This is a genomic window from Microbacterium sp. C23T (assembly GCF_053345975.1).
Genome location: NZ_JBKFBD010000031.1, coordinates 41411 through 65818 on the forward strand (window position 1 = coordinate 41411; position 24408 = coordinate 65818).

Sequence of the window (24408 nt, forward strand, 5' to 3'; positions counted from 1 at the left end):
CTCCGTCCCGGGGTGCTGCGCGAGCGCTCAGACGGCGGCGGGCGTCGCCTCTGCCACCTCTGACCCGGCCGCCTCGGCCTGATCCGCCGCGGGGGTCGCAGCATCCGTCGTCCCCTTGCCGGAGGGGAGCCACAGCGCCACGATCGTCGCGGCGAACAGGACGGCCGCACCGGTGAAGACCGCGGGGCGGGCCGCGTCGACGTACATGTCGGGCAGCAGCTCGCCACCGGCGCTCACGAAGATGGCGGTCATCACGGCGGTGCCGAGGGCGACGCCCAGCTCGCGGACGGTGGAGTTCACGCCGGACGCCTTGGCGTGGTCGATGAGCCCGAGTGTCGCGAGCAGCGCCGTCGCCGACGGGGCGAACACCAGCGCCATGCCGACGCCGGCCATGATGAACGGCGCGATCAGCGTCGGGTAGTCGAGGTCGGTGGACATGACGGCGGCGATCCACGTGAGTGCGATGCCCTGCAGGGCGAGACCGAGCACCAGCAGGATGCGCGTCCCGACGCGGGGAGCCAGGATGCCGGCGATCGGGGCGACGATCATGGGCGCGAGCGTCCACGGGGTGGTCTGCACCGCGGCTTCGAGGGGCGTGGATCCCTGCACGACCTGCAGGTACTGGATCAGGATGAACACCGCGCCGAACGTGCCGAAGCTGAACGCGAATCCGACGATGTTGGTGATCGAGAACGAGCGGTCGCGGAAGAGGCGCAGCGGCATGAGGGGCGCCTGCGCGCGGGTCTGCCACCAGAGGAACGCGGCGATGAGCAGCGTGCCGAGCACGATCTCGGCGATGACCCCGATCGAGTCCCAGCCGTCGTCGTTGCCGCGCACGATCGCGTGGACGAGGGCGAGCACACCCGCCGCGGCGAGCAGCGCACCGGGAATGTCGATCCGGGCGCGCGCCCCGAAGTCGTTGTTCAGCACGACGAGCGCGAGGGGGATCGCGATGATCGCGACGGGCACGTTGATCCAGAAGATCGCCTGCCAGTCCCAGCCCTCCATGATCGCCCCGCCGACGAGCGGGCCGACCGCGACGCCGAGGCCCGAGACGCCGCCCCAGATGCCGATCGCGAGGGCGCGCCTGGCCGGTGGCACCGCCCCGCTCAGGAGCGCCAGGGAGAGGGGCATCACGCCCGCGGCGCCCAGACCCTGCACGGCGCGGGCGGCGATGAGCTGACCCGGATCCGTGCTGAGCGCGGCGAGCACCGAGCCCACGCCGAACACGGCGATGCCGATCGCGAAGAGGGTACGGCGGCCGAACCGGTCGCCGAGCGCCGAGGCGATGAGGATCGCGCCGGCGAACGCCAGCGTGTACGCGTTGACGAACCACTGCAGCTCTTCGACGCTCGCGCCCATCTCGCGGTGCAGCACCGGGAGCGCGTTCGTCATGACGAGGTTGTCGAGCGTGGCCATGAACATCGGGAGGGATGCCGCGGCCACCACGAGCGCGAACGGCCGCGTGCGACGGGGGGTCGCGGTGAGGGGTGATTCGGTCATGGAAGGCTCCGGTTGTAATTGGATGATTACCTGTTGGAGATCAATGTAGTAATCGACTGATTACAAAGTCAAGTCATTCGCTGATAACCTTTCGGCATGACATCTCCGGCAGTCGACGAGGCACGGGCCGAGACGGGCAAGCGCCTGTCGTCCGAGGAGCGGCGCCGTCAGATCCTGGTGGCCGCGCTCGCCGTGTTCGGCGCCCGCGGCTACGAGGGCGCGACGACCGATGAGGTGGCCCGCGCCGCCGGCGTCAGTCAGCCGTACGTCGTGCGACTCTTCGGCTCGAAGGAGAACCTGTTCCTCGCGGCGATCGAAGACGCCCTGGCGCGCATGCTCGCCGGCTTCCGGGCGGCGCTCGCCGACGACTCCCCGCACGACCCCGACATCACGCCGGAGAAGGCGGCGGCCAAGCGCATCGGACAGGCCTACGTCGACCTCATCGCGGTGCGCGGCCTCCACCAGACGCTCGCGCACGCCTACCTGCTCGGGAGCCATCCGGTGATCGGCGCGGCCGCGCGCCAGGGCTTCGCGAAGGTCTGGCGGTTCTTCCGCGACGAGATGGGGCTCGACGCCGACGAGTCGCGCGCGTTCATGGCCGAGGGCATGCTCATCTCCACGATGATCGGCCTGCGCATCGTCGACGACTACGGCTCCGACCCGCAGATCACCGAGCTCTTCCGCTCGTGCTTCCCGACCGAGCTGCCCCACGTGCTCGAGGTCCTCCCGCGCGGCACCGACCGCTGGTAGAAGCGGGGGACGGATGCTGCGCCCTGGCCCGCGTCGGGGGCGCGGCGTAGGGTCGGGGGCATGTGCCGGAACATCCACACGCTCCACAACTTCGAGCCCGCAGCCTCGTCCGCCGAGGTCCACGCCGCCGCGCTCCAGTACGTGCGCAAGATCGCGGGCACGACCAAGCCCTCGAAGGCGAACCAGGAGGCCTTCGACCACGCCGTGCACGAGATCGCGCACATCACGCAGCACCTGCTCGACGACCTCGTCGCGGTGACGCCGCCCAAGAACCGCGAGGTCGAGGCCGCCAAGGCGCGTGAGCGCGCGATCCGCTCGGGCAGGTACGCCGCCCCCGCCGCCTGAGCGCTGGGGTAGTCTGGTCGGCTCCCCATCGGACGAACCCGTCCCGCGGAGCAGACAGGGAACACCGTGGGGTACATCGACATCGCCGCCGTCTCGTACGCGCTGCCGGACGGGCGCCCGCTGCTCGACGAGGTCTCGTTCCGCGTGGGCGAGGGGTCGACGACGGCGCTCATCGGCCAGAACGGCGCCGGCAAGACGACGCTGCTGCGCATCATCCGCGGGGAGACTCCGGCGCTCTCCGGTGTCGTGTCGATCGACGGCGGCCTCGGCGTCATGGACCAGTTCGTCGGCCACGGCGAGGCTGGGCAGACGGTTCACGACCTCCTCATCGCCGTCGCTCCGGACCGCGTGCGTCGCGCTGCGCGCGAGCTCGAGGACTCCGAGGCGGCGATCATCGAGCACGACGACCTCGACACGCAGATGCGCTACGCCGGAGCGCTCGCCGACTACGCCGAAGCCGGCGGCTACGAGTACGAGACCGTCTGGGACACGTGCACCACGACGGCACTCGGCATCCCGTTCTCCCGTGCACGGTTCCGCGAGCTCACCACGCTGTCGGGCGGCGAGCAGAAGCGGCTCGCGCTCGAGGCGCTGCTGCGCGGCCCCGACCAGGTGCTGCTGCTCGACGAGCCCGACAACTACCTCGACGTTCCCGGCAAGCGGTGGCTCGAAGAGCGCCTGCGTGAGACGCAGAAGACGGTGCTGCTGGTGTCGCACGACCGCGAGCTGCTGGCCCGTGCGGCCGATCGCATCGTGACCCTCGAAGCGGGCGGCGCGGGGAGCACCGCGTGGGTCCACGGCGGCGGCTTCGGCACCTATCACCGGGCACGGGAGGACCGGATGCTGCGCCTCGACGAGCTGCGCCGCCGCTGGGACGAGCAGCACGTCAAGCTCAAAGAGCTCGTGGCGACCCTCAAGGTCAAGGCCACGGCCAATGACACCTTCACGTCTCGGTATCGCGCGGCTCAGACGCGGCTGCGGAAGTTCGAGGAGGCGGGTCCGCCGCAGGAGCGCCCGAGGGAGCAGGACCTCGACGTGCGCCTGCGCGGCGCGCGCACGGGCCGGCGCGCGGTCGTCGCCGAGCAGCTCGAGCTCACGGGGCTCATGAAGCCGTTCGATCTCGAGGTGTGGTTCGGCGACCGGGTCGCGGTGCTCGGATCGAACGGCTCGGGCAAGTCGCACTTCCTTCGGCTGCTCGCCCGCGGCGGCACCGACCCCGACGGGCGCCTCGGGCATCTCACGACGACGGGCGCGGCACTGGATCCCGTGGCGCACACGGGGCGCGGGATCCTCGGCGCGCGCGTCGTGCCGGGATGGTTCGCGCAGACCCACCGCCACCCCGAGTTCGACGGCAAGACGCTGCTCGACATCCTCCATCGCGGCGAGGACGCCCGCGCCGGGCTGCCCCGCGAGGCTGCGTCGAGCGCGCTCGACCGGTACGGACTCGTCGCCCAGGCCGAGCAGACGTTCGACAGCCTGTCGGGCGGCCAGCAGGCGCGGTTCCAGATCCTGCTGCTCGAGCTCTCGGGCGCGACCCTGCTGCTGCTCGACGAGCCGACCGACAACCTCGACCTCGTCTCGGCCGAAGCATTGCAGGACGCCCTCGCGCGATTCGAGGGCACGGTGCTCGCCGTGACGCACGACCGCTGGCTCGCGAAGTCCTTCGACCGGTTCCTCGTCTTCGGCTCCGACGGGCGCGTCTTCGAGTCCAACGAGCCGGTGTGGGACGAGTCCCGCGTCGCGCGGGCGCGCTGACGCTTTCGAGTCGTGAGAACCCCGGAAGGTAGGCTGGTCGCGTGAGCATGGACATCGAACTCGGCCGGGCCAAGCGGGCGCGTCGCGCCTACACGTTCGACGACATCGCGGTGGTGCCCTCGCGGCGCACGCGCAACCCCGAAGACGTCTCGACCACGTGGACGATCGACGCCTTCAGCTTCGACATCCCGGTGCTGGGTGCCCCGATGGACTCGGTCGTCAGCCCCCGCACGGCGATCATGCTGGGCCAGCTCGGCGGCCTGGGCGTCCTCGACCTCGAGGGCCTGTGGACCCGCTACGACGACCCCGAGCCGCTGCTGGCCGAGATCGCCGGCATGGAGAAGGCCGCCGCGACCCGTCGCATGCAGGAGCTGTACAGCGAGCCCATCAAGCCCGAGCTCGTGCGCGATCGCCTCGCCGAGATCCGCGCGGGCGGTGTCACGGTCGCCGGTTCCCTCACCCCGCAGCGCACCCAGGAGCTGTACGAGACGGTCGTCGCCGCCGGTGTCGACCTCTTCGTGATCCGCGGCACCACGGTCTCGGCCGAGCACGTCTCGAGCGTCGACCAGCCGCTGAACCTCAAGAAGTTCATCTACGACCTCGACGTCCCCGTCATCGTGGGCGGCGCCTCGACGTACACCGCCGCCCTGCACCTCATGCGGACGGGCGCTGCCGGCGTTCTCGTCGGCTTCGGCGGGGGAGCCGCGTCCACCACGCGCGCGACCCTGGGCCTGCACGCCCCGATGGCGACCGCGGTCGCCGACGTCGCCGGCGCGCGCCGCGACTACCTCGACGAGTCGGGCGGCCGCTACGTGCACGTCATCGCGGACGGCGGCGTGGGCACGTCGGGCGACATCGTCAAGGCGATCGCGATGGGCGCCGACGCCGTCATGCTCGGCGTGGCGCTCGCGCGCGCGACGGATGCTCCGGGCCAGGGATTCCACTGGGGACCCGAGGCGCACCACGCCAAGCTTCCGCGCGGCCGCCGCGTGAAGGTCGACCAGGTCGCGTCGCTCGAGGAGATCCTCTACGGCCCCGCGCCGGTCGCCGATGGCACCGCGAACCTCATCGGGGCCCTGCGCAAGTCGATGGCCACGACCGGGTACTCCGACCTCAAGGAGTTCCAGCGGGTCGAGGTCGTCGTCGCGCCGTACGCCGCGGGATGACGGGTGCCATGACCGACCCCGACCCGACGGGAGCGGCTGACCTCGCGCCCGAGGCCTTCCCGCCGACCCTGCGCGAGGTGATGCTGCGCCCGCGATGGATCGGGATGCTGCTGCTCTGCCTCGTCGTCGCGGGCGTGTTCGCGTGGCTGGGGCAGTGGCAGCTCGGTCGTGCGGTGACGACGAACCCGGTGCCGCCGGGAGCGACCGAAGAGGTGCAGCCCCTGGCCGACGTCGCCCTGCCGGGCGAGTACCTGCCGGAGCCGCTCGTCGGCCAGCGCGTGGAGACCCGCGGAAGTTGGGTCCCCGAGGACTTCATCGTCGTCGAGTCGCGCTACAACGACGGCGCCGAGGGCTACTGGGTGACCGGGCAGCTGCGCATCGACCCCGACGTGAGCGCGACGGTCGGCCCGACCTCGGTCGCCGTGGCGCTCGGGTGGGCGGCCACCGAAGAGGATGCGCGCGCGGCCATCGAGCAGCTCGAGGACGCAGCATCCGCCGGTGAGACCGTCGAGGTGACAGGACGCCTGATCTCGGACGAGGGGCCGCTGCTCCCGCCTCGTGGTGCGGACCCGCAGACGCTGACGCGCATGTCGCCCGCGGCCCTGCTCGGTCAGTGGCACGACACCGATGCGCTCTTCGTGTACCGCCCGTACATCGCCTCCGTGGATGCCGTCGCCGGGCTCGATGCGATCTCGTCGCCGGCACCGGTGGAGGGCTCGGGGATCAACTGGCTCAACATCTTCTACGCGGTCGAGTGGGCCGTGTTCGCCGGCTTCGCCTTCTACCTCTGGTACCGCCTCGCGAAGGACGCGTGGGAGAAGGAGGTCGAGGACTTCGAGGACGACCGCCGCGAGCCGGAAGGCGACCCCGAGCCCGCGACATCCTGAACCCGGACCAACAATTCCGTGGCTGCGAGGGGAATCCTCACGGCTTCAGGTGAACGGAATCCGACGGGACGGAGAAGCGCCGAGGGCCCCGCGAGATTCATCCGCGTGAATGTTTCGCGCGCGGGTGAACACTCGGGGAAGAGCCGGGGAACCGCCCGGATTCGGGCTCGCCGCTTCGCAAGACTCGCCTCGGGCCCGCCATATGGCGGGCCTGCGCCTTGCGCGCCGACCGAGCCGGCCTGCCGGCTCCTTCGAGAGGTGATCACGCGTGCCCCGAAACGCTCGCCCCGCACTGATCACGGCAGGTGCCCTTGCCGTGGCCGTGGGTCTCAGCACGATGGGTGGAGGTGTGGCCGTCGCAGCAGGTGGCGGCCTCGCACCGCCTGCCGTCACCCCCGCGACCGTCCACAAGCCCACCGCCGTGCCCGACCGGGTCATCCTGACGCCGACGACCACGCCCACGACCAGCCAGTCGGTCACGTGGCGGACGTCGGAGGCGGTGACGTCGCCGCAGGTGCAGTGGGCGCTGAGCGGCCCGAGCCTGGTCTCCGGTGCGCAGACGCTCGCAGCGTCCACGAACACCGAGTTCGTCGCGAACCTCGGCTACAAGATCGCGCACCACTCCGCGACCATCGAAGGACTCGCCGCCGACACCACCTACGTCTACCGCGTGGGCGATGGCGAGACGTGGAGCGAATGGCTCGAGTTCACGACCGCCGCCGACGCGGTGGGCGGTTTCAGCTTCCTGGTGCAGGGCGACGCCCAGAACGACAACAAGGCGTACACGTCGCGCGCCTTCCGCGCGGCGTTCGAGGCGCGGCCGTACGCGCGTGCCGTCGTGCACGCCGGCGATCTGATCGACACCGAGACGAGCGACGCCGAGTGGGGTGAATGGCATGAGGCCGCCGCGTTCTCGAACCAGTACCTCAACGTGATCGCGTCGACGGGCAACCACGAGTACTACCCCGGCCCCGACCTCTCGCGGTACTGGGGTGCGCAGTTCGAGTACCCGAAGAACGGCCCGGCCGACCAGCCGACCCTCGCCGAGACGGTGTACTACACCGACTACCAGGGCGTGCGATTCATCAGCCTCGACAGTACGCAGGCCATGGGCACACAGTCGCGCGCAGCGCAGACCGCGTGGCTCGAGCAGGTGCTCGCCGACAACCCGAACCCGTGGACGGTGGTCAGCTTCCACCACCCGGTGTTCTCGGTCACCAGCGGCCGCGACAACGCGCAGCTGCGCGAGTCGTGGCTTCCGGTCTTCGAGGAGTACGACGTCGACCTCGTCGTTCAGGGCCACGACCACGCCTACGGTCGCGGCAACCTCGTCGCGAACGAGGAGAACCTCCCGGACGGCGCCGACCCGGCGACCAGTCACACCGGACCGGTCTACCTCGTCAGCGTCGCGGGACCGAAGATGTACGTTCCCGATCCCGAAGGCGACAACAACTGGACCAGCAACGGCGCCGACCTGCGGGTCATGGGGCGCGACGTCCAGCTGTTCCAGACGGTCGATGTGACCGACGACGGCCGCATGCACGTCGAAGCGCGTACGGTCGACGGCGCACTGTTCGACGCGTTCACGATCACCAGGGGCCCAGGCGGCGACAAGCTCGTCACGGACGACACGCTGTGGGCCGGCGGCCCCGGTTCGAGCCGCGACGGCGTCGCCCCGCCGGCGCTGCCGACGGACCCGACCGACCCCACCGACCCGACGGACCCGACGGATCCCACCGACCCGACGGACCCGACGGACCCGACGGACCCCGATCAGCCCACGCTCACGCTGAGTGACACCACCGTCGCACCCGGGGACACCCTGACGCTCACCGCGACCGGGTTCCTCGCCGACGAGCGCGTCTCGATCGAGTTGCACTCGACGCCGGTCACCCTCGCGCTCTCCACCGCGACCGACGCGGGTGCGGTCGCTGCGACCGTGACGATCCCGCAGGACACGACTCCGGGCGAGCACACGATCGTGCTGACGGGACTCGAGTCCGACCGCACCGTGAGCGTCGACATCATCGTGACCCGCCCGGCGGGAAGCGGCGCGGCCCAGCTCGCCACCACCGGCACGGAACTGCCGATCGCGCTCATCGCACTCGGCGGCCTCCTCGCCGCCGGCGGCGGCGTCCTCATCACCCGCACCGTCCTCCGCAACCGAAAGGCCTCCTGAGCCATGGCTCGTCATCGCACACCCCGGCGTCTGCTCGCCGGCGGTCTCGCCCTCGGCGTGATCGCGGCCGGCGTGCTCGTCGCAGCGCCTGCGCACGCGGCATCCGTCCCCGCCGCGGAGCGGTACGCCGCCTCGCGCGTGCCCGACCGCATCACGCTCACCCCCGGTGAGGACCCGACCACGCAGCAGGTCGTCGCGTGGCGCACGTCCACCGACGTCACGGACGGCATCATCGAGTTCCGCACGCTCACCCCGGCTCCGTACCCGGGCGGTGTACAGCAACTCGTCGCACAGGAGCGCACCGAGCAGACGACCGATCTCGGCTACACGCAGGCGGTGCACACCGCGACACTGTCGGGGCTGCTCCCCGGCGTCGCGTACATGTACCGCGTCGGCGACGGCACGAACTTCAGCGAGTGGCAGGACTTCGAGACGGCGTCCGCCACCGCGGACAAGTTCTCGTTCGTGTACCTCGGCGACATCCAGAACGGCATCTCGAGCGACGCCTCGCGCGTGATCCGCAACGCGTTCCGCGACCGCCCCAACGCCGACCTCGTGCTGCAGATCGGCGACCTGGTGGACGACGCCGAGTCCGACGCGCAGTGGGGCGAGCTCTACGACGCGTTCTCGTACACGCTGGGCACGCAGAACATGCTCACGACGCCCGGCAACCACGAGTACGAAGGCGGCCTCTCGGAGCAGTGGCAGAGCCAGTTCACGTTCCCCGACAACGGGCCCGAGGGTGAGGGCGGGGTGTACGACGAGCTCGACGGCACCGTCTACTACACCGACCACGAGGGCGTGCGCTTCATCTCGCTCAACAGCAACATCGTCGACACCGAGGGGCTGACAGTCCAGGCGGAGTGGCTCGAGGGCGTGCTCGACGACAATCCGTCCGAGTGGACGGTGGTGTTCTTCCATCACCCCGTGTATTCGCTCGACGAGGGTCGCAACAACCTCGGCATCCGCCAGACGTGGGGGCCGATCTTCGAGGAGCACGGCGTCGACCTCGTCCTCACCGGGCATGACCACGCCTACGGTCGCGGCAACACCCTCGCGAGCGAGGCCGACCTGCCGGCCGGCGCAGATCCCGAGCTGAGCCACACCGGCACGGTGTACGTCACCTCGAGCGTCGGGTCGAAGTTCTACGAGGCGGGTCCCCGGCACTGGAACGAGAACGACGCGCACCTGCGCCGCCTCGTGACCGGGATGCAGACCTACCAGGTCGTCGACGTCGCCTCCGGCACGCTGCGCTTCGAGTCGCGGACGGCCGACGGCTCGTTCCTGGACGGCTTCACGATCACCAAGAAGGACGGCCAGAAGCTCGTCGTCGACGGTGTCGAGCCGCAGGTGATCGACCCGGGCACACCGTCGCCGTGCCTCGGCTGCGAGCCCGGCGGTCCCGACCCCACCGACCCGACAGACCCGACCGATCCGGCGGGAGACTTCGACTACGAGCAGACCGCCCAGCTCGACGCCGTGATGCCGAACAGCTTCGGCGGCGCGCACACCGCGGCCCTGCCGGCGGGTGTGGCATACCACGAGGCGAGGGATGTGCTGTACCTGGGCGACCAGAACAGCCGGAAGGTCTTCGAGATCGACCCCGACACGGATGAAGTGCTGCGTGAGATGACGCTGCCCGAGAACATCCGCGACCTCGGCGTCGACGAAGAGAACGAACTGCTCTACGTCGGCCAGCAGAACCGCAACTGGGTCGTGGTGTCGATCGCCGACGCCACGTTCGGCGAGGTGGTGCGCGGTTCGTACCCGGTGATCGAGTCCAACCGCTCGATCGACGTCGACCCGGTCAACGACTACGTCTACGTGGCCGTGCCGGCGCGCGGCGTCGAGGTTTTCCGTGCCTCGACGGGCGAGTCGCTCGGTGTCATCAACGGCACGGCGGATGCCTACTACGTGGCCGCCGACCCGGAGACGGGCTGGATCGTGACGACGTCGTTCACGGATGTCGAGGGCAACCCCGGCATCCAGGCGTTCGACGCGAAGAACGGGTTCGCCAAGAAGTGGGAGAAGGCCGTCCGCCCGAACGCCCGTCAGCTCGACATCGACAGCACGAATGGCCTGCTCTACATCGGCTACACCGGCACGTCGGCCGATCGCGGCGGCTTCTCGGTGCACTCGCTGGCGACCGGGGCGCTGCTGGTCGACAAGGTCGGCCCGCAGTTCGGCAAGGACGGCTACGGCATCGCGGTCGACGAGGAGCAGGAGCGCGTGTACGTCGCGAACCGCGACTTCCGTCTCAACCCTCCGGGGGAGGAGCTCGAGCCGTTCGCCGTCACCGAGAGCACGCGCATCGACACCGAGGACCCGACCGACCCGGCCGAGTCGTTCGTCTACGAGCAGCTCGGTCACCTCGAGTCGGTGATGCCCAACGCCGTCGGCGGCGCCCACACGGCCGCCCTCCCGGCGGGCGTGGCCTACGACCAGAGCCGAGACCTGCTGTACCTCGGTGACCAGAACAGCCGGAAGGTCTTCGAGATCGACCCCGACACGGATGAAGTGCTGCGTGAGATGACGCTGCCCGAGAACATCCGCGATCTGGGCATCGACGAAGAGCGTCAGCTGCTCTACGTGGGTCAGCAGAACCGCAACTGGGTGGTCGTCTCCACGGCCGACGCCACGTTCGGCGAGGTGGTGCGCGGTTCGTACCCGGTGATCGAGTCCAACCGCTCGATCGACGTCGACCCGGTCAACGACTGCGTCTACGTGGCCGTGCCGGCGCGCGGCGTCGAGGTTTTCCGTGCCTCGACGGGCGAGTCGCTCGGTGTCATCAACGGCACCGCCGACGCGTATTACGTCGCTGCCGACCCGGAGACGGGCTGGATGGTGACGACGTCGTTCACGGATGTCGAGGGCAACGCCGGCATCCAGGCGTTCGACGCGAAGAACGGGTTCGTGAAGAAGTGGGAGAAAGCGGTGCGTCCGAACGCCCGTCAGCTCGACATCGACAGCACGAATGGCCTGCTCTACATCGGCTACACCGGCACGTCGGCCGATCGCGGCGGCTTCTCGGTGCACGCGCTCGAGACCGGCGAGCAGCTCGTCGACCAGGTCGGCCCGCAGTTCGGCAAGGACGGCTACGGCATCGTCGTGGACGAGGAGCGTCAGCGCGTCTTCGTCGCGAACCGCGACTTCCGCCTCAACCCGCCCGGCGAGGAGCTCGCCCCGAAGGCCGTCACGGTCAGCATCCGCGTGGCGGACCCGACCGATCCGACGGACCCGACCGATCCGACGGACCCGACCGATCCCACGGACCCGACGGATCCCGGCGTGGAGCCGTTCACCGCGACGGCGCTGACGGTCTTCCCCGCGGGCGCGACCGAGCTCGACCCCGATATCAAGCCCGTCGGCTCAGCGGTCGACCCGGCCACCGGCCTGGTCTACGTGGCGAACGAGATGCGCCCCGCGCGGGTGCATGTCGTCGACCCGAAGACCGACACGGTCGTCCGGGTGCTGTCGGCGCCCACGCTCGACCCGGCCCAGGACGGGCTGCGCGACATCGCGTTCGACTCGGCCAGCGGCAACCTGACCGTCGGGTTCGGCGACAGCTGGGTGGTGATGGATGCCGAGACCGGCGCCAAGGTCTCGGGACCGCTGTCGTTCGGTCCGGGTGGCGTGCGCGGCATGGACATCGACCCCGCCGGGGACCGCGTGTTCGGCGCGCTGCGTCAGTCGGGCTTCGAGGTGCGCAAAGCCTCGACGGGCGAGCTCATCACGCTCGTCGAAGGCCCCGCCGACGGCGGAGCCTGGCGCTCGCACGGCATCGCATACGACGCCGCGAACGATCTGATCTACGTCAGCAACAGCGACGCGGCCGGCTCGACCGAGGGCATCCGCGTGTACCGCGGATCGGACTACACCCTCGTCGACCGCCTCGCCTACGCGAACGCGGACTTCCGCTCCATCGCCGTCGACCCCGCCGCCGACACTGTCGTGGTCGGTCATCAGGGGATCATCTTCGACAACTCGGGGGTGTCGGTCTACACCGGCGACCTCGCGCTGGTCGAGCGCCTGGAGGAGAACCGCTACGGCAACAAGGTGTACGGCGTCTCGATCGATCCGACGACGCACGCGCTGTACGTCTCGGCGCGTGACCGCTATCCGGTCGGGCTGATCCAGGTGACCTTGCCCGAGTGACGATGACGGATGCTGCGGCCCCGGGCCGCAGCATCCGGGACCGCCCTCTGCCGAGCCGGGGGAGGGCGGTTCCGCGTCGCACGCCTGCGGGAAACGCCCCGGAACCCCGCGGGTAGACTGGGGGTCATGCCCCGCGCCCCGAAGCTCGCTTCCTTTCCGGCGATCCGCGGAGCCCTGAAGCTCTACCAGGTGTGCTCGATCATCACGGGCACGATGCTGCTGCTGCTCGTCGCCGAGATGATCATCAAGTACGTCGTCGGCTACGAGCTGTTCCTCGGTGGTTCCGGCGGGTTCCTGTGGTTCGCCCCCGTCGTCGAGACGGCCTCGGGCCTCGAGTCGACCGGTGACGGGTTCAACCTGTCGCTCGGCATCCTCGTCGCCCACGGCTGGTTCTACGTCGTCTACCTGATCTCGTGCTTCCGCGTGTGGAGCCTCATGCGCTGGAACCTCCTGCGCCTGGGCATGCTCGCCGCCGGCGGTATCGTGCCCCTGCTGTCGTTCTTCATGGAGGCGCGCGTCGGCCGCGACGTCAAGACCTACCTGGCCGAGCGTGAGGCAGCGGAGCTGCACTCCCAGGCCGCGCACTCGACCCTCACCCACTCGATCCCGACGGAGAACAAGCGTTGACCGCACAGACCGAGACTTCCCAGCGTCCCGTCCTCGTCGTCGACTTCGGCGCCCAGTATGCGCAGCTGATCGCGCGCCGCGTCCGCGAGGCCGGCGTGTACAGCGAGATCGTGCCGCACACGGCGACGGCCGCTGACATCGCGGCGAAGAACCCGGTCGGCATCATCCTCTCGGGCGGCCCGTCGTCGGTCTACGAAGAGGGTGCGCCGGCACTCGACACCGGCGTCTTCGATCTCGGCGTGCCGACGCTCGGCATCTGCTACGGCTTCCAGGTCATGGCGCAGGCGCTCGGCGGCGAGGTGGCCAACACCGGACTCCGTGAGTACGGAGCGACGGATGCTGCGGTCACGGGCGACGGCGGTGTGCTGCTCGGCGGTCAGCCGGCCGAGCAGAACGTGTGGATGAGCCACGGCGACCAGGTCTCGCGCGCCCCCGAAGGCTTCGACGTGCTCGCCTCGACCGGCGCGACCCCGGTGGCCGCCTTCGGCAGCGACGAGCGTCGCTTCTACGGCGTGCAGTGGCACCCCGAGGTCAAGCACTCCGACCACGGGCAGAACGTCATCGAGAACTTCCTGCACAAGGCGGCGGGCCTTCCCGCCGACTGGAACAGCGGCAACGTCATCGCCGAGCAGGTCGCGAAGATCCAGGCGCAGGTCGGCTCCGGCCGTGTCATCTGCGGGCTGTCGGGCGGCGTCGACTCCGCCGTGGCCGCAGCGATCGTGCACAAGGCCGTCGGCGACCAGCTCGTCTGCATCTTCGTCGACCACGGACTCCTCCGTAAGGACGAGCGCGAGCAGGTCGAGCAGGACTACGTCGCCTCCACCGGCGTCCGCCTGGTCACCGTCGACGCCCGCGAGCAGTTCCTGAACGCGCTCGCCGGCGTCAGCGACCCCGAGCAGAAGCGCAAGATCATCGGGCGCGAGTTCATCCGCACCTTCGAGGCGGCCGAGAAGGCCCTCGTCGCCGAGGCCGCTGCCGACGGCGAGCCCATCCGCTTCCTCGTCCAGGGCACGCTCTACCCCGACGTCGTCGAGTCCGGCGGCGGCACCGGCACCGCGAACATCAAGTCGCACCACAACGTGGGCGGCCTTCCCGAGGACCTGCAGTTCGAGCTCGTCGAGCCGCTGCGCACCCTGTTCAAGGACGAGGTGCGCGCGATCGGCCGTGAGCTCGGACTCCCGGAGGTCATCGTCGGCCGCCAGCCGTTTCCGGGCCCCGGCCTCGGCATCCGGATCGTGGGTGAGGTCACCGCTGACCGTCTCGAGATTCTGCGCGATGCCGACGCCATCGCCCGCGAAGAGCTGACGAAGGCCGGCCTCGACGGCGAGATCTGGCAGTGCCCGGTCGTGCTGCTCGCCGACGTGCGCTCGGTGGGTGTGCAGGGCGACGGCCGCACCTACGGCCACCCCATCGTGCTGCGTCCCGTCTCGAGCGAAGACGCGATGACCGCCGACTGGACGCGCCTGCCCTACGACGTGCTCTCGAAGATCTCGAACCGCATCACGAACGAGGTGCGCGACGTCAACCGCGTCGTCCTCGACGTGACCTCGAAGCCCCCGGGGACCATCGAGTGGGAGTGATTGTTTGACGGATGCCCCGAACCACACTGGTTCGGGGCATCCGTCGTTTCCGGGCGCGTGGGGAAGGATGGACGAGTGACGGACACTGCTGACTCGCTGCCCGAGGCCGACTACTTCCTGGTCGGCAGCCGGGTGGCGCTGGGACTCGACGGCGGGTTCGCGGTGGCCGTGCCCTCGCGACTGCGCCTGCTCGCGTCGGCAGGGGCGCCCGATCCGCTGCTGCTGAGCGTCGACGGCGGGACCCCCGACGACCACGCCGCGCAGCGGCAGGCGTTCGTCGATGCGGGTCTGCTCGAGAGCACGACCTCGGCCCGCAACCTCTTCGACGACATCGTCGCGGATCCGTCATGGCTCTTCGCCGCCGGCGAGCCCTGCACGGACGGCTCGTTCGAGGGCGAGCAGCGCGTGATCATGGATGCCTCGGGCTCGGCGATCGTGTCGCTCCCGGTGTTCCGCGACAACCCGACGTGGCACCTCACCGACGCCCCGCTCGTCGTGCACGCCCCCGACGGCGACCGCGTGCTGCGCGGGTTCCGCAGCCTCTACGCCGCATGGCTCACCCACCTCGCCGACGAGCGGCGCGCCGAGGCGGGTGACCCCGATCGGCTGCTCGTGGTGATCTTCGAATCACGTCAGATCGGCGAGACGCTCGTCGACTGGGACGACCCGCGCGTGCGTCTCGTCCACACCGTGCACAACTCGCACCTGCCGGAGCCCCACGACGATCCGCAAGCTCCGGTCGTCGGGCTGTGGCAGCGGTGGCTGTCGACGTTCGATCGCTACGACGCGGTGCTGTGGCCGACGGCCGCGCAGCGGGACGAGGTGGCCGCGCGGTTCGGCGACCCCGGCACGTTCCACGTCGTGCCCAACACGATCGAGCTCGGCGCCACACCGCCGGACGCGGCGTCTCGCGATCCGCACCGCGTCGTCATGCTGAACCGCCTCGCCCCGCAGAAGCGCGTCGACCTCGCGATCCGGGCCTGGCAGCAGGTGGCCGAGGTGGTGCCCGAGGCGCGGCTCGACGTGTACGGCGACGGCCCCCTCCGGGACGAGCTGCAGGGGCTGATCGACGAGCTCGGGGTCGCAGCATCCGTGACGCTCCACGGAGCCACCGACCAGCGCGATGCGATCTTCGACCGAGCCGCGCTGTTCGTCACGTCGACGGCGTTCGAAGGCCAGGGCCTGTCGATCGCAGAGGCGCTCGCCCGCGGACTGCCGGTCGTCTCGTTCGACGCCCGGTACGGCCCGCGCGAAGCGATCGCCGACGCGGGGATCGTCGTGCCGCCCGGTGACGTCGACGCCTTCGCGGACGCGATCATCGAGCTTCTGCGCGACGACGACCGCCGTGCCGAACTGGCGTCGCGTGCGCGTGACGCTGCGGCCGCATTCACGGCCGACGCGGTGCGTCCGGCGCTGGTCGCTGCGCTCCGCGCCGCTGTCGACAAGCCCTCGCGCCGCGCCTGAGCTCTCCCCGCACGTTTTGGCGAGTCGCCACAGTCTGCGCCCCGGACGGGTCGATCTTGGCGAGTCGCCGAGATCGGCCGCGGCGAGGGGATCCGCCGTCGGCAGAGCCGCCGGGAGCGGAAACGGATGCTGCGACCCCGGTGGGCGCGCAGGCTGAGGGCATGGCTGACGAAGGCAAGATCCCCCAGTTCGGGGCCGAGGCGCGACGCGAGCTGTTCCACCAGCGCGTGCTCGTGCTCGACGGCCCGCTCGACGACGACAACGGCACCCTGATCGCGACGCAGCTGCTGGCGCTCGCGGCCGAGGACGAGGCATCCGATATCGCCCTCTGGATCCACTCGCCCGGCGGATCGGTGCCCTCGATGCTCGCGATCCGCGACGTGATGAACCTCATCCCCAACGACGTCGCGACGCTCGCGCTCGGTCTCGCGTGCAGTGCGGGGCAGTTCCTGCTGTCGGCGGGGGCGAAGGGCAAGCGGCGCGCGCTGCCGCACGCGCGCATCCTCATGCACCAGGGCTCGGCCGGCATCGGCGGGTCGGCGGTCGAGGTCGAGGTGCAGGCCGACGACCTGCGCCACATGCGCGACACCGTGCTCGGCCTCATCGCCGACGACACCGGGCAGAGCGTCGATCGCGTCTTCGAGGACTCGCTGCACGACCGCTGGTACACCGCAGCCCAGGCGCGGGACTACGGATTCATCGACGGGATCGTCGATTCGTTCGCGCAGGTGGTGCCGCGGCGGCGGCGGCCCGCGGGACTCGGACTCGGCCCGGCGGAGGTGGCGGCATGAGCTCGTACACGATCCCCAACGTGGTGGCGCAGCACCCGCGCGGCGATCGCATCATGGACGTGTACTCGCACCTGCTCGCCGAGCGGGTCGTGTACCTCGGCACGGGCATCGACGCGGGCGTCGCGAACGCGCTCATCGCGCAGCTGCTGCACCTCGACGCCGACAGTCCTGACCGCGACATCCAGCTCTACATCAACTGCGAGGGCGGCGATCCGTCCGCGATGCTCGCGGTGTACGACACGATGCAGCACGTGCGGCCGGACGTCGCCACGACCGTCGTCGGACAGGCGATCGGCGTGGGCGCCGTGATGCTCGCCGCCGGCGCGGCGGGGAAGCGCTCGGTTCTGCCGCACGCCCGCATCGTGCTGCATCAGCCGGCGGGCCAGGGGAGGGGCGCGATCCCCGACCTGATCCTCCAGGCCGACGAGCTCGTGCGCGTGCGCGGCGAGGTGGAGGAGATCCTCGCGAGGCATACCGGACAGGATGCTGCGAAGCTGCGCGCCGACACCGACCGCGACCGTGTCTTCACCGCCGCCGACGCGGTCGCCTACGGCCTATCGGATCAGGTGCTCGACCGGGTCGGGTGAGGGAGCGCTAGTCTCGGTGGCACGGAGGCCGCCATGATCGAGCGAGCGCAATCGCTGCTGGACGAGATCCTCGTGCACGAAGACCCCGTGGCCCGGAATCGGCTCATCACCCTCTGCTATGCCCGGATCGCGCTCGACCTCGCCGACGTCACCGGCCGGACCGACCTGAACTGGTTCGCGTTCGGGGCCTGGGCGAGCGGAACCGCCGGTGCGGCGATCCGCGGCGAGGGCCTTCCCTTCGATCTGGGCACCTCGCGCAACGTCGCCGCCGGAAACCTCGCCATCATCTCCGACATCGCGCCGCCCGCCATCGCCTGGCTGCGCGAGGTGCAGCGAGACGGCGCCGCGACGGATGCCGCACTGGAACGAGCCCTCTCGAACCCGGTCTTCGATGGATCGCCCAAGCTCGCGCACGCCATCGAGTGCTTCCACCGCGCCACGGCGCTGCGGCGCACCGCTGCCGCGGAGGCGCTGCCCGACAAGGAGATCGCCGAGCTGGTGCTTCTCGGGAATCTGCGGATCGGCGAGCACGAGCAGGCGCTCGTCGACGAGTCATCGACCGCGCGATGCCCCTCGGCGGTCCGTTCGGACTGATCACGACCAGATTCATCGCGATCGAGACTCCCGACGGCGAGATCGATGTCGCCTGCGATGTCGTCGCGCCCTCATATCTGACGGGAGCCGTGTACCCCGACGTCCTGCTTCGGCTCGAGAATCCCGACCTGGTCGCCGCCTGCACGGCGTTCGACCAGTCCCGCGACGCCGACACGTCCCGCTCCAACGCCGTCAGCTGGGAGGACTACGACGAGCGCATGGGCTTCATCCTGACGTTCTTCCGGGCGTACCAGCGCGACACGCGATTCTTCGACGTGCCGACACGCTATCTCCCCGGTGATCAGCGGTCGAGGAGCGGGCCGGGCCATGTCTTGCCCGCCCACGGGTCGTAGTCGGCGAGGAGATCCTCCTGCGGCGGCCGCTCGGCCTCGGGCACGTGCTGGAGGTTGACGCGGACGCGATACCAGAGTGAACTCGAGCCGCGCATGCCGTCGATGAGCACGTCGGCGGGGTGCAGCTGCTCCACCACGGCAGCGTGCGTGCTCTTCCAGGTCTCGAGGGCCTGGACCGCCTCGGGCTTCGTCTTGGTGCGCGCGATCTCGATGAGCGGCATCGTCGATTGACGCCGCCCCGAGCCGTCGCCGCCTCGCGGCGGCTTCTCGGCGGGGCCCAGTTCCTCGGCGAGGCGGAGCAGCCCGTCGAGCGTGCCGACCGCGTCGTCGATGCCGGCGTGCGGGTCTCCGAGCTCGGCGTACCGCGCGGGCACCGTGAGCACGGTGAACTCGGCCGGGCGCCGCTCGCGCACCTCGTCCCAGTCCAGCGGGGTGGAGACGCGTGCGTCGGGCAGCGGGCGGATCGAGTACGCGGATGCCACGGTGCGGTCTTTCGCGTTCTGGTTGAAGTCGACGAACACGCTCTCGCCGCGCTCCTCCTTCCACCAGCGGGCGGTCGCGAGTCCGGGCGCGCGGTTCTCGACTTCGCGGGCGAGGGTCTCGGCGGCGAGACGCACCTGCTTGTAGTCCCAATGCGGAGCGATGCGGACGAGGATGTGCATGCCGCGTGAGCCGCTCGTCTTCGGCCAGCCGACGAGTCCGACGTCATCGAGCACCTCGCGGGCGACGAAGGCGACGTCGACGATCTGCGACCAGTCGACACCCGGCATCGGGTCGAGGTCGATGCGCAGCTCGTCGGGGTGGTCGAGGTCTTCGGCGCGGACGGGATGCGGGTTCAGGTCGAGACACCCGAGGTTGACGACCCACGCGAGGCCCGCAGCATCCCGGATCACGGCCTCTTCGGCGGACGTGCCGCGCGCGTACTGCAGAGTCGCCGTGTCGATGAAGTCGGGGTGGTTCTCGGGGACGCGCTTCTGGAAGAACGGCTCCTGGTCGATGCCCCGCGGGAAGCGCTTGAGCACCATGGGGCGGCCGCCCGCGCCGCGGAGTGCGCCGTCGGCGACCGCGAGGTAGTAGCGGACGACGTCGAGCTTGGTGATCCCCGGCTCGGGGAACACGACCTTCGTCGGGCTCGAGATGCGCACTTCGTGCCCGTCGATCTCGAGGATCTCGGCTTCCGACTTCGCGGGCGTCACTCGGCCAGGCTAGCGACGGCCCTGGACATCGACCAGAGGCGCGACGTCACGCGGCGAGGGAGTAGGTGGCGCGGCATCCGACCACCGCGCGCTCGGTCGCACGCGAGCGGAGGTCGTCGACGACGCCCGCGGTCAGTTCGATCAGCGTCACCTCGAGGGCGCCGGCGACCGCGGCGATCATCTCGCTCGACGGTTCCTTGAGACCCCGCTCGATCTCGGACAGGTACTGCGGCGAGACTCCGGCGCGGTCAGCCGTGTCGGAGAGGCGTTCGCCTCGTTCATGGCGGAGAGTGCGCAGCCGCTCACCCAGCGCGTCGCGCCAGAGCGGCTCGGGCTCGCGGGACGGACGCGGTGCCTTCGTCGGCAGCGGGATGATCTCGGCCATGGCGTCACGATAGGACGACGGCGCCGCGCTCCGCGAGCCGTTCCGCTCACAGCAGAAGCGGCGATCCATCCGCGCGGCGGGAGCGCCGTGGCGCCGAATAGAGCAGTCGGCGCGGGAAAACCTGCGTTCTCTGCTCAGCCTGAGAGTTCCCTGTTGACGTTTTGGTTAATCCCACCTAACGTCCACCTCACAACCCTCGCTGTTTTCCCCATACACACGAGAAGGCAGGCTCCCCCTTGTTCCGACGTCCCCTGGCGGTGGTCGGCGCTCTGGCGCTGGCGATCGCAACCCCCACCGCGGCGATGGCCGCCGCGCCAGACGACGACCCGTCGTCGCGCTTCGAGAAGTCCGACACCAAAGGACCGGTCGGCACGACCGCGCGTCCCCTGAGCATCGGCGCCGACGGGCGCGTCACCGTCATCGTCGAGATGGCCGGAGACCCGGTCGCCGTCGCCCAGGCGAAGAAGGGCAGCGATCTCAGCGCCGCCGAGCGCAAGGCCATCAAGAGCTCCCTCAAGAAGAACCAGGACGCCATCACCGGCACGATCAAGGCCAAGGACGGCCGGATCGAGGCGACGATGCAGTCGGCGTACAACGGCATCCAGATGAACATCCCCGCCGACCAGGTCGACGCTGTGGCCGCGCTGCCCAACGTCGTCGCGGTCCACGCGGTGAAGACCTACACGCTCGACAACGCCGTGTCGGTGCCCTTCCTCGGGGTTCCGCAGGTGTGGGAGAACACCGGATTCACCGGTGAGAACATCAAGGTGGCGGTGATCGACACCGGCATCGACTACACGCACGCGAACTTCGGCGGCGTCGGCACGCCTGAGGCTTATGCCGCAGCGAACGCGGCCGAGGCGCAGCCGGCCGACCCGGCGCAGTTCGGCCCGAACGCCCCGCGCATCAAGGGTGGCTGGGACTTCGTCGGCGACGCGTACAACGCTGACCCCGCCTCGGAGGACTACGACCCGGTCCCGAAGCCCGACGCCAACCCGCTCGACTGCAACGGCCACGGCAGCCACGTCGCCGGCACTGCCGCGGGCAGCGGCGTCACCGCCGACGGCGACACCTACGAGGGTCCGTACGACGAGTCCACGGCCTCGGCCGAGTGGACGATCGGCCCGGGCGTCGCGCCGCAGGCCGACCTCTACGCGCTCCGCGTGTTCGGCTGCGGCGGCTCGACCGACGTGGTCGTGCCGGCCATCGACTGGGCCGTCGACAACGGCATGGACGTCATCAACATGTCGCTGGGCTCGCCTTTCGGCCGCGGTGACGACCCCGACGAGGTCGCCGCCTCGAACGCGATCGGCGCTGGTGTCGTCGTCGTGAAGTCCGCGGGCAACGAGGGCCCGAGCCCCTACCTCGCCGGCAACGGCGACGGTGTGGTCTCGGTCTCGGCCGTCGACAGCACGGCGACCTTCCCGGGTGCGCTGATCACCGTCGACGGCGTCCAGGTGCCGGCCATCAATGCGAACGGTGCGGTCCTGACCGGCCTTCCCGCGATGTCGGTCGTGCGCCTCATCGACAACCCCGCGACGCCGGAGGAGAACGAGGCGCTCGGCTGCTCGGTCGCGGCGTACAACTACGCGGGGGTCGCGGTCGGCGGCAACCAGCTCGCCGTCTCGACCCGTGGTGTCTGCGCCCGCGTCGCGAAGGCGATCTTCGCGCAGCAGGCCGGTGCCGCGGCGGCAGTGATGATCAACACCACGAACGACTACCCGCCGTTCGAGGGAGAGATCACCGAGAACCCCGACAACGGTGACGACTACACGGTCACCATCCCGTTCCTCGGCGTGCGGATGTCCGACGGGCCGAAGCTCGTCGACGACGCCGAGGCCACGGTGGCGCCCGCTCCGCTCGACAACCCCGCGTTCCGCGGGTACGCGTCGTTCAGCTCGAGCGGACCCCGCAGCGGTGACAGCGCCCTCGGCGTGGATGTCGCGGCGCCGGGCGTCTCGATCGTGTCGACGGGCGTCGGCACCGGCAACGGCCCGGCGACCATCTCGGGAACGTCGATGGCCGCTCCGCATGTGGCGGGTGTCGCGGCGCTCGCGGTCGAAGCCCACCCGACGTGGTCGGCGGCAGAGGTTTCGTCCGTGCTCGTCTCTACGGCCGACCCTGACAAGGTCGCGGGCCAGAACCTCGTCCGCGGCGGCGTGGGACTGGTGGACGCGGCGCAGGCCGTGGCCGAGCAGGTGACGGCGACGGGTGACTCGTTCAAGACCGACGACGGAAAGTACCGCGAGACGGCGCTCAACTTCGGCTTCCAGGAGACGGCCAAGACCTTCCAGGGCAAGAAGACGGTGACGGTGACGAACTACGGCAGCCAGCCGGTGACCTACAGCGTGGGCATCGAGGCTTCCGCACAGTCCGAGGCCGCGACGGTCACGGCGAGCCCGACCCAGGTCACGGTGAAGCCCGGCCGTTCCGAGAAGGTCACGGTCAACCTCACCGCTCCGGCCACCGCCGTGGGCAGCTCGGGCAGCGGCGGGTTCGCCTTCTACGAGTTCTCCGGCGACGTCGTGCTCACGTCTGCGGGCAGCACCCTGCGGGTCCCGTACCTGCTCGTGCCGCGCGCCACGACCGCGGTCTCGGCTGCGGGCGACCTCAAGGTGACGAAGAAGAACACGCCCGTCGACGGTGACGTCACGCTCACGCTGAAGAACAACCAGGGTGCCTTCGAAGGCGGCGCGGACTTCTACACGTGGGGCCTCGAAGACAAGAAGGACGCACCGAAGTCGTTCACCGACACCGGGTACGACCTTCGTGCCGCGGGTGTGCAGTCGTTCGACATCGACGGCGAGCAGCTGCTCGTCTTCGCGGTCAACACCCACAACCGGTGGTCGAATGCGGCGGCGAACGAGTTCGACGTGGTCATCGACACGAACGGCGACGGCGAGCCCGATTGGATCGTGTTCTCGGCCGACGGCGGTCTCGTGACCGCGGGCGACGCCAACGGCATCTCGCAGGTCTTCGAGTACGAGATCGCGACCGGCGACGTGTTCGCCGCGGGCTTCAACGCCTCGGCGCCGACCGACAGCAGCACGATCCTGCTCCCGGTCTTCGCGAGCGACCTCGGCATCACCGCAGGGTTCGACTACACCGTGCAGAGCTTCTCGTCGGTCAACGACGGCGAGGACGCTTTCGACGGCATGGCGAGCTACGACCCGTGGGCGCCCGCGCTCAGCAACGGGCAGTTCGAATCGGTTCCGGTGGGCGGCAAGATCGACGTGCCTGTCACCGTGAGCGGGGCGGCGTTCTCGGCGCAGAAGCCGCTCGGCGTGATGGTCGTCGTGCAGGACAACGCGGCGGGTGCCGGCGAGGCGCTCCTGGTCAAGGCCAAGTAAGCCGCAACACAAGAGGTGGCGTCCCGTCGCAGGGCGGGGCGCCACCTCGTTGCATGAAACGGGAGACGGATGCTGCCGCCCAGGCGCGCAGCTGGCCCACGCGCCCGGAGGCTCCCGCCAACGCGCCAGCGTTGCCGGGAGGGGGCGTGGGGAGCGTTTCCGCGTTCAGCGGGTGCAGAGTTTGGGCGAGTCCGTCGTGCCGAACCGGTAGTCGTATGTCGTGCCGTCGACCTCGACGATGACCCGCATGCCGTCGACGATCGCCTGCGTGTACGAGACGCCCGGGGAGGGGCAGCCCAGGGCGCCGTTGTTCCACGTGACGGCGTGGGCCGACACGAGCTCGGGTGCACCGGTGACGCCGCGCTCGGCGAGGTCGGCGACGATCGCGTCCCAGCGCGCGGGCGGCACGGCGACGGGTTCTCCCGTCGGCGCGATCGGGCCGCGCGTGGTCGTCTCGAAGGGCGTGCGGCTGGAGGAAGGCTGCGGTTGCGTGGGCTCGGTCATGGGTTCTCCTGAACACGCCGTGAGGCAGAGCACGAGCACCATCGCGCCGAATGCCGTGAGTCGTCGAGCCATGCCACACCTCGAATCGGCTTCAGCTTAGGCACGCCAGGTCCGCTGCGAGCCGACCCGGGGCGAATGCACAGCCGGCGGGACCGCGCGCGCAGCCTCCCGGGACAGCAGAACGGGGGGCCGGGGGGGGCGGGGGGGGGGGGGGGGGGGGGGGGGGGGGGGGCGGAG

19 protein-coding genes are annotated in these 24408 nt (G+C 70.3%); 15 read left to right on the forward strand and 4 right to left on the reverse strand.

The window, feature by feature from the left end; genetic code table 11:
- Positions 1-27: 27 nt before the first annotated feature.
- A complete protein-coding gene (locus tag ACLBXX_RS16590) occupies positions 28-1503 on the reverse strand; it encodes an MFS transporter (RefSeq protein ID WP_447658941.1) in 1476 nt (491 codons plus the stop codon).
- A gap of 96 nt (positions 1504-1599) precedes the next feature.
- Between ACLBXX_RS16590 and ACLBXX_RS16595 the strand changes: the two genes are divergently transcribed.
- The 14 genes from ACLBXX_RS16595 (at position 1600) to ACLBXX_RS16660 (ending at position 18736) form a co-directional block, all read left to right on the forward strand.
- A complete protein-coding gene (locus tag ACLBXX_RS16595) occupies positions 1600-2253 on the forward strand; it encodes a TetR/AcrR family transcriptional regulator (protein WP_447658942.1) in 654 nt (217 codons plus the stop codon).
- A gap of 60 nt (positions 2254-2313) precedes the next feature.
- Positions 2314-2598, forward strand: a complete 285-nt coding sequence (locus ACLBXX_RS16600) for a DUF2277 domain-containing protein (protein ID WP_045297069.1) — start codon at positions 2314-2316, stop codon at positions 2596-2598.
- 66 nt (positions 2599-2664) lie between these two features.
- Positions 2665-4353, forward strand: coding sequence for an ABC-F family ATP-binding cassette domain-containing protein (locus ACLBXX_RS16605; protein WP_447658943.1), 1689 nt, complete (start codon positions 2665-2667; stop codon positions 4351-4353).
- Positions 4354-4400: 47 nt separating this feature from the next.
- On the forward strand, positions 4401-5519 hold the full coding sequence (locus ACLBXX_RS16610; RefSeq protein WP_387145253.1) for a GuaB3 family IMP dehydrogenase-related protein: 1119 nt from the start codon (positions 4401-4403) through the stop codon (positions 5517-5519).
- 80 nt (positions 5520-5599) lie between these two features.
- Positions 5600-6406, forward strand: a complete 807-nt coding sequence (locus ACLBXX_RS16615; RefSeq protein ID WP_447658960.1) for an SURF1 family protein — start codon at positions 5600-5602, stop codon at positions 6404-6406.
- Positions 6407-6674: 268 nt separating this feature from the next.
- Entirely contained in the window at positions 6675-8585 is a 1911-nt protein-coding gene (locus tag ACLBXX_RS16620) for a fibronectin type III domain-containing protein (protein ID WP_447658944.1), read from the forward strand.
- A 3-nt stretch (positions 8586-8588) separates the two neighbouring features.
- Positions 8589-12740, forward strand: a complete 4152-nt coding sequence (locus ACLBXX_RS16625; protein WP_447658945.1) for a metallophosphoesterase — start codon at positions 8589-8591, stop codon at positions 12738-12740.
- A gap of 126 nt (positions 12741-12866) precedes the next feature.
- Positions 12867-13367 (forward strand): DUF3817 domain-containing protein, encoded by a 501-nt coding sequence (locus tag ACLBXX_RS16630; protein ID WP_447658946.1) that lies wholly within the window; start codon positions 12867-12869, stop codon positions 13365-13367.
- A complete protein-coding gene (gene guaA, locus ACLBXX_RS16635; RefSeq protein ID WP_387144270.1) occupies positions 13364-14947 on the forward strand; it encodes a glutamine-hydrolyzing GMP synthase in 1584 nt (527 codons plus the stop codon). The genes ACLBXX_RS16630 and guaA overlap by 4 nt, the downstream gene beginning before the upstream one ends.
- Positions 14948-15022: 75 nt before the next feature.
- Positions 15023-16411, forward strand: coding sequence for a glycosyltransferase (locus ACLBXX_RS16640; protein WP_447658947.1), 1389 nt, complete (start codon positions 15023-15025; stop codon positions 16409-16411).
- Between the two features lie 161 nt (positions 16412-16572).
- On the forward strand, positions 16573-17202 hold the full coding sequence (locus tag ACLBXX_RS16645) for a ClpP family protease (RefSeq protein ID WP_447658948.1): 630 nt from the start codon (positions 16573-16575) through the stop codon (positions 17200-17202).
- Entirely contained in the window at positions 17199-17789 is a 591-nt protein-coding gene (locus tag ACLBXX_RS16650) for a ClpP family protease (protein ID WP_447658949.1), read from the forward strand. Before ACLBXX_RS16645 ends, ACLBXX_RS16650 begins: the two co-directional genes overlap by 4 nt.
- Positions 17790-17822: 33 nt before the next feature.
- Entirely contained in the window at positions 17823-18383 is a 561-nt protein-coding gene (locus ACLBXX_RS16655) for a hypothetical protein (RefSeq protein WP_447658950.1), read from the forward strand.
- Positions 18356-18736 (forward strand): hypothetical protein, encoded by a 381-nt coding sequence (locus ACLBXX_RS16660; RefSeq protein WP_447658951.1) that lies wholly within the window; start codon positions 18356-18358, stop codon positions 18734-18736. Before ACLBXX_RS16655 ends, ACLBXX_RS16660 begins: the two co-directional genes overlap by 28 nt.
- Here ACLBXX_RS16660 and ligD read toward each other — a convergent pair.
- Entirely contained in the window at positions 18685-19932 is a 1248-nt protein-coding gene (ligD, locus tag ACLBXX_RS16665) for a non-homologous end-joining DNA ligase (RefSeq protein WP_447658952.1), read from the reverse strand. The two genes, ACLBXX_RS16660 and ligD, sit on opposite strands and share 52 nt — an antisense overlap.
- A 46-nt stretch (positions 19933-19978) precedes the next feature.
- Positions 19979-20317 (reverse strand): helix-turn-helix domain-containing protein, encoded by a 339-nt coding sequence (locus tag ACLBXX_RS16670; protein ID WP_387144256.1) that lies wholly within the window; start codon positions 20315-20317, stop codon positions 19979-19981.
- A 236-nt stretch (positions 20318-20553) separates the two neighbouring features.
- On the opposite strand from ACLBXX_RS16670, the gene ACLBXX_RS16675 reads away from it, so the two are divergent.
- The gene (locus tag ACLBXX_RS16675) at positions 20554-23667 is read left to right on the forward strand and encodes a S8 family peptidase (RefSeq protein WP_447658953.1); all 3114 of its coding nucleotides are present in this window, start codon (positions 20554-20556) and stop codon (positions 23665-23667) included.
- 165 nt (positions 23668-23832) lie between these two features.
- Here the strand turns inward: ACLBXX_RS16675 and ACLBXX_RS16680 are convergent, their stop codons facing one another.
- On the reverse strand, positions 23833-24171 hold the full coding sequence (locus tag ACLBXX_RS16680) for a hypothetical protein (RefSeq protein ID WP_447658954.1): 339 nt from the start codon (positions 24169-24171) through the stop codon (positions 23833-23835).
- Positions 24172-24408: the final 237 nt, after the last annotated feature.

What these genes read in the sequence shown, in the direction of transcription:
- ACLBXX_RS16590 (WP_447658941.1), bottom strand. Translation starts at nt 1,503, where the DNA reads ATGACCGAATCACCCCTCACCGCGACCCCCCGTCGCACGCGGCCGTTC.
- ACLBXX_RS16595 (WP_447658942.1), top strand. Translation starts at nt 1,600, where the DNA reads ATGACATCTCCGGCAGTCGACGAGGCACGGGCCGAGACGGGCAAGCGC.
- ACLBXX_RS16600 (WP_045297069.1), top strand. Translation starts at nt 2,314, where the DNA reads ATGTGCCGGAACATCCACACGCTCCACAACTTCGAGCCCGCAGCCTCG.
- ACLBXX_RS16610 (WP_387145253.1), top strand. Translation starts at nt 4,401, where the DNA reads ATGGACATCGAACTCGGCCGGGCCAAGCGGGCGCGTCGCGCCTACACG.
- ACLBXX_RS16615 (WP_447658960.1), top strand. Translation starts at nt 5,600, where the DNA reads ATGCTGCGCCCGCGATGGATCGGGATGCTGCTGCTCTGCCTCGTCGTC.
- ACLBXX_RS16625 (WP_447658945.1), top strand. Translation starts at nt 8,589, where the DNA reads ATGGCTCGTCATCGCACACCCCGGCGTCTGCTCGCCGGCGGTCTCGCC.
- ACLBXX_RS16630 (WP_447658946.1), top strand. Translation starts at nt 12,867, where the DNA reads ATGCCCCGCGCCCCGAAGCTCGCTTCCTTTCCGGCGATCCGCGGAGCC.
- ACLBXX_RS16645 (WP_447658948.1), top strand. Translation starts at nt 16,573, where the DNA reads ATGGCTGACGAAGGCAAGATCCCCCAGTTCGGGGCCGAGGCGCGACGC.
- ACLBXX_RS16650 (WP_447658949.1), top strand. Translation starts at nt 17,199, where the DNA reads ATGAGCTCGTACACGATCCCCAACGTGGTGGCGCAGCACCCGCGCGGC.
- ACLBXX_RS16655 (WP_447658950.1), top strand. Translation starts at nt 17,823, where the DNA reads ATGATCGAGCGAGCGCAATCGCTGCTGGACGAGATCCTCGTGCACGAA.
- ACLBXX_RS16660 (WP_447658951.1), top strand. Translation starts at nt 18,356, where the DNA reads ATGCCCCTCGGCGGTCCGTTCGGACTGATCACGACCAGATTCATCGCG.
- ACLBXX_RS16670 (WP_387144256.1), bottom strand. Translation starts at nt 20,317, where the DNA reads ATGGCCGAGATCATCCCGCTGCCGACGAAGGCACCGCGTCCGTCCCGC.
- ACLBXX_RS16680 (WP_447658954.1), bottom strand. Translation starts at nt 24,171, where the DNA reads ATGACCGAGCCCACGCAACCGCAGCCTTCCTCCAGCCGCACGCCCTTC.